Origin of the sequence: Streptomyces sp. NPDC007162, from assembly GCF_040634175.1 — a bacterium.
Classification (GTDB): domain Bacteria; phylum Actinomycetota; class Actinomycetes; order Streptomycetales; family Streptomycetaceae; genus Streptomyces.
Window position 1 is genome coordinate 1 of sequence record NZ_JBEYFC010000592.1, and the last position, 4,933, is coordinate 4,933.

Consider the following 4,933-nt stretch of genomic DNA (forward strand, 5'->3'; position numbering starts at 1 on the left):
CACTCGTTTCTGGCGCGGGACGGGTGCGGGCGGTGTGGCGAGGACGCGGTGTCAGGGCCGGTCGATCTGCGCGGCGGCCTTGCCACTCCAACAAGGGTGCGGTCGCCGGTCTGGGTCTGCACAAGGGCGTCGCGATGATCGTCCTGGGCAAGACGAAGATCAAGCTCAAGGGCCGTCTCGCCTGGTACATGCACCGTGGCTACCACGGTCTGGCGATGCCGACCTGGAACCGCAAGATCCGCATCTTCGCCGACTGGACCCTCGGCATGTTCCTCAAGCGCGAGGTCGTGTCCCTGGGCGCCATGGAGAACCCCCGCGAGGAGTTCTACGAGGCCGCCAAGCCGGCGCCGGTCGCCGCCCCCAAGGCCGAGGAGAAGGCCAAGGCCTCCTGACCGCGGTCACCGGTCGCTGAACCACCCGAAGGACCTCCCGCCATCCGTGGTGCGGGAGGTCCTTCGGCGTTCCCGGAACCCGGCGAACTGCATGGCCGATACAGCTGTTTTGCCCAGTTGTAACGCGGACGGGGGAGTGCGGCCGGGCTCCAGCGGTGTTTACGTGGTACCCGGCATCCGGGATCGACGTCTTGGAGGTGTGCACCATGGCCGACGCCGCGTCGCGGCTGAGGAGTATTGCGGAGCAGGTGCTGGGAGTCCCGCTCCCGGTACGGCTGCGGGCCTGGGACGGATCGCAGGCCGGACCGCCGGACGCGCCGGCGCTCGTCCTGCGCAACCGCCGTGCCCTGCGCCGCATGTTGTTCAAACCGGGTGAACTGGGCCTGGCCCGCGCCTGGGTCTCCGGCGACCTGGAGATCGAGGGCGACCTCTACACCGCCCTGGAGGCGGTGGCCGGTCTCGTCTGGGAGCGCGGGGAGGACGGCCGTACGCTCGGCCAGGCGCTGCGCGATCCCGGGGTGCGGGCCGCCGTCCGGGACCTGCTGAGACTCACCGGGCCGCCCCTGCCGCCCGCCCCGCCCCGCGAGGAGGTGCGCAGACGCCGGCACCTGCACACCCGCCACAGCGACCGGCAGGCCATCAGCCATCACTACGACGTGGGCAACGACTTCTACGAACTCGTCCTCGGCCCGTCGATGGTGTACTCGTGCGCCTACTGGGGGGCCGACGGCGACGCGGACACCCTGGAGACCGCGCAGCGCGACAAGCTCGGACTCGTCTGCGCCAAGCTGGGCCTGACCCCCGGCCGGCGGCTGCTCGACGTCGGTTGCGGCTGGGGTTCCATGGCGATCCACGCGGCCCGGGAGCACGGCGTGAGCGTCGTCGGGGTGACCCTCTCCCAGGAGCAGGCCGCGTACGCCCGTAAACGGGTCGCGGACGAGGGTCTGACGGACCGGGTGGAGATCAGGGTCCAGGACTACCGGGACGTCAGGGACGGGCCGTACGACGCGATCTCGTCGATCGGGATGGCCGAGCACGTGGGGGCCGATCGGTACCTGGAGTACGCGCAGGACCTGTACGGGCTGCTGAAGCCCGGCGGGCGGCTGCTCAACCACCAGATCGCGCGGCGCCCGCAGCGCGACGAGTCGGCCTACAACGTCGACGAGTTCATCGACGCCTACGTCTTCCCGGACGGCGAACTCGCCCCGATCGGCACCACCGTCACCCAGCTGGAACGGGCCGGGTTCGAGGTGCGGGACGTGGAGTCGATCCGTGAGCACTACGCCCGCACCCTGCGCCGCTGGGTGGCCAACCTGGAGGCCGAGTGGCGGCGCGGGGTCCAGCTGACCAGCCCCGGCCGGGCCCGCGTCTGGCGGCTGTACATGGCCGCCTGCGCGCTCGCCTTCGAACGCAACCGCATCGGCGTCAACCAGGTGCTGGCCGTGCGGACGCCCGAGTCGGGTGCCTCCGGGCTGCCGCTGCGCACCCGCACCTGGAACCCGTAGGACGCGAAAAGGGGCCCCACGTCGCTCGTGTGGGGCCCCTTCGGCGTACCCGCCGCTACTCGGACTTGATCGCCGACAGCATGTTCAGGCGGGCCGCGCGCCGGGCCGGCCACAGGGCGGCCAGCACGCCGACCACGCCGGCCAGCAGGAGGAAGACCGCCATCCTGGTCCACGGCAGGACCAGTTCGTACGTGGACATCTTCGCGCCGACCAGCTGCCCGGCCGCCCAGCCGAAGAACACGCCCAGGCCGATACCGAGCACTCCGCCGAAGAGCGAGATGACCAGGGACTCCAGACGGACCATCCGCTTGACCGCCTTGCGGTCCAGGCCGATCGCGCGCAGCATGCCGATCTCCTGGGAGCGTTCGAACACCGACATGGCCAGGGTGTTGACGACACCGAGGACCGCGACGATCACCGCCATCGCGAGCAGGCCGTAGACCATGTTCAGGATCAGCGTGAACGCCTGTGCGATGGAGTTGGACAGGTCCTGCTTGTCCTGGACCTTGATCGCCGGGTTGGAGCCGAGGGCCTTCTCCAGCTTGTCCTTGGTGGCGCTCGACGCTCCGTCCGCCGTCTTGACCATGACCTGCATGTCGGCGGGGTCGGTCTCGTGCGGGGCGAGGGTGGCGCTGTCGAGCATGATCCCGTTGATCATCTGGTTGCCCTGGTAGACCCCGGCGACCGTCATCCGCCGCGCCCTGCCGTCCTCGAAGTGGACGGTGAAGGCGGAACCCGCCTTCCAGCCGTGCGACTTGGCGGTGTCGTCGTCCACGACGACGTCCGAGCCGCCGACCCGGAAGGCGCCGCTGTCGACCGTGAGGTCGGTCAGCTTCCCGATCGCCGCCCCGTTCACACCGGTCAGGAACTCGGTGTCGCCGTCGATCCGGGAGGCCGCGTTGCGCAGCGGGCTGGAGGCGGTGACGCCGTCCGTGGCCGCTACCTTCTTCGCGACGTCGGGGGAGAGCGGATTGCCGTTGGCCATCGAGACGACGTAGTCCGCGCGGATTGCGGAACTCGCCATCCGGTCGATGGACTTCTGCAGGCTGCCCGCCATCACCGTCATACCGGTGATCAGGGTCAGGCCGATCATCAGCGCGGAGGCGGTGGCGGCGGTACGGCGCGGGTTGCGCACCGAGTTCTGGCGTGCCAGCTTCCCGGACACGCCGAACCCGCGCAGCAGCGGGGCGGCGGCCGCGATCAGCGGGCGGGAGAGCAGCGGGGTGAGGACGAAGACACCGATGATGAGGAGGACCGCGCCGAGCCCCATCGGGGCCTGGCCGTCGCTGCCGCTCATGGTCGTCGCCGCCAGGATCACCGCCACGCCCGCCGCCGAGAACAGGGCGCCGATCGTGTTGCGCAGCACCAGGGACTTGGTGGTCGGGGCCGCGTGCAGGGCGCTCATCGCGGCGACCGGCGGGATCTTCGCGGCGCGGCGGCCGGGCAGCCAGGCGGCCAGCATGGTGATGACGACGCCGACGGCGAGCGCGGCGGCCACCGTGCCCGGCGTGATCACCAGGGGGCCGTCCGGGACGGTCGCGCCGAACGAGCCGAGCAGCGAGCGCAGTCCGGCGCCGATGCCGATACCGGCGACCAGACCGGTCACGCCGGCCACCGCGCCGACCACGAACGCCTCGATCAGCACCGAACGGGTCACCTGGCGGCGGGAGGCGCCCACCGCCCGCAGCAGCGCCAGTTCCTTGGTGCGCTGGGCGACCAGCATGGTGAAGGTGTTGGCGATGATGAAGGTGCCCACGAACAGCGCGATACCGGCGAAGACCAGCAGGCCCTGGCGCAGGCCGCTCATGCTGCTGGAGATCTGCGCCGCCTGGTCGGCGGCGAGCTTCTTCCCGGTGGTGGTCTCCACGAGCTTCTTCGGGAGGGCCGCGTCCAGCTGGGACTTGAGGGCCCCCTGGCCGGTGCCGGACTTCGCGGTCACGTCGATCTCGTCGTACGCGCCCTTCTTGCCGAACAGCTGCTGCGCGGTCGCCGTGTCGAACAGGGCGAGGCTGCCGCCGGCCGTGACGTTGCCGTCGTCGGTGGTGAAGACGCCGGCGATCCTCGGGGTGAGGACCGGGCCGTTCACCGAGAGGCGCACGGTGTCGCCGACCTGGTAGCCGGCCCGCTCGGCGGTCTTGGAGTCGATCAGCACCTCCTCGGCGCCGCTCGGCGCGTGGCCGCCGACGAGGGGGTAGCGGGCGTCCTTGGTGCCCCAGTAGTTGCCGCCCTCGGACTGCCAGCCGCCGCCGATCAGCTTGCCGTCCTTGTCGGCGATGGCGGTGAAGCCGGAGACGACCCCGGTGGCGGAGGCGGCCCCGGGGACCTTCGCGGCCTTGTCGAGCACCGCCTGGGTGAGGTCGGGCGTCCTGCCGACCTTGTCGCCCTTGGAGTCCTGGTACTTGGCGGTGACGGCGACGTCGACGCCCTTGAAGCCCTTGGCGGAGCTGTTCTGGTAGGCGTCCGAAATCGTGTTGGTGAAGACGAGGGTGCCGGAGACGAACGCGACGCCGAGCATGACGGCGAGCACGGTCATCAGCAGCCGGGCCTTGTGCGCGAGGACGTTGCGCAGGGCGGTGCGGAACATCAGCTGGTACGGCCCTTCGCGTCGAACTGCTTCATGAAGTCGAGGACGGTCTCGGCGGTCGGGCGGTACATCTCGTCGACGATCCGGCCGTCGGCGAGGAAGACCACGCGGTCGGCGTAGGCGGCGGCGACCGGGTCGTGGGTCACCATGACCACCGTCTGGCCCAGCTCGCGTACCGAGTTGCGCAGGAAGCCCAGCACTTCGGCGCCGGAGCGGGAGTCGAGGTTCCCGGTCGGCTCGTCACCGAAGATGATCTCGGGCCGGGAGGCGAGGGCGCGGGCGACGGCGACGCGCTGCTGCTGGCCGCCGGAGAGCTGCGAGGGTCGGTGGCCGAGCCGGTCCTTGAGGCCGACCATCCCGATCACGCTGTCCAGCCACTCCTTGTCGGGCTTGCGGCCCGCTATGTCCATCGGGAGGGTGATGTTCTCCAGGGCGGTCAGGGTCGGCAGCAG

3 protein-coding genes and 1 pseudogene are annotated in these 4,933 nt (G+C 70.7%); 2 read left to right on the top strand and 2 right to left on the bottom strand.

Annotated features, from left to right (window positions below):
• Together ABZ646_RS39980 and ABZ646_RS39985 are read left to right on the top strand one after the other, a co-directional pair.
• Positions 1-392: pseudogene (locus ABZ646_RS39980) on the top strand (hypothetical protein); the annotation flags it as partial.
• 206 nt (positions 393-598) lie between these two features.
• On the top strand, positions 599-1,897 hold the full coding sequence (locus ABZ646_RS39985) for a class I SAM-dependent methyltransferase (protein ID WP_360530686.1): 1,299 nt from the start codon (positions 599-601) through the stop codon (positions 1,895-1,897).
• Positions 1,898-1,952: 55 nt separating this feature from the next.
• Here ABZ646_RS39985 and ABZ646_RS39990 read toward each other — a convergent pair whose 3' ends face one another.
• Positions 1,953-4,481 carry an FtsX-like permease family protein gene (locus tag ABZ646_RS39990; protein WP_360530689.1) on the bottom strand — a complete coding sequence of 843 codons (2,529 nt, stop codon included), beginning with the start codon at positions 4,479-4,481 and terminating at the stop codon, positions 1,953-1,955.
• A partial coding sequence (locus ABZ646_RS39995) for an ATP-binding cassette domain-containing protein (RefSeq protein WP_360530692.1) occupies positions 4,481-4,933 on the bottom strand: 453 nt, incomplete at its 5' end. The genes ABZ646_RS39990 and ABZ646_RS39995, both read right to left, overlap by 1 nt.

What these genes read in the sequence shown, in the direction of transcription:
- ABZ646_RS39985 (WP_360530686.1), top strand. Translation starts at nt 599, where the DNA reads ATGGCCGACGCCGCGTCGCGGCTGAGGAGTATTGCGGAGCAGGTGCTG.
- ABZ646_RS39990 (WP_360530689.1), bottom strand. Translation starts at nt 4,481, where the DNA reads ATGTTCCGCACCGCCCTGCGCAACGTCCTCGCGCACAAGGCCCGGCTG.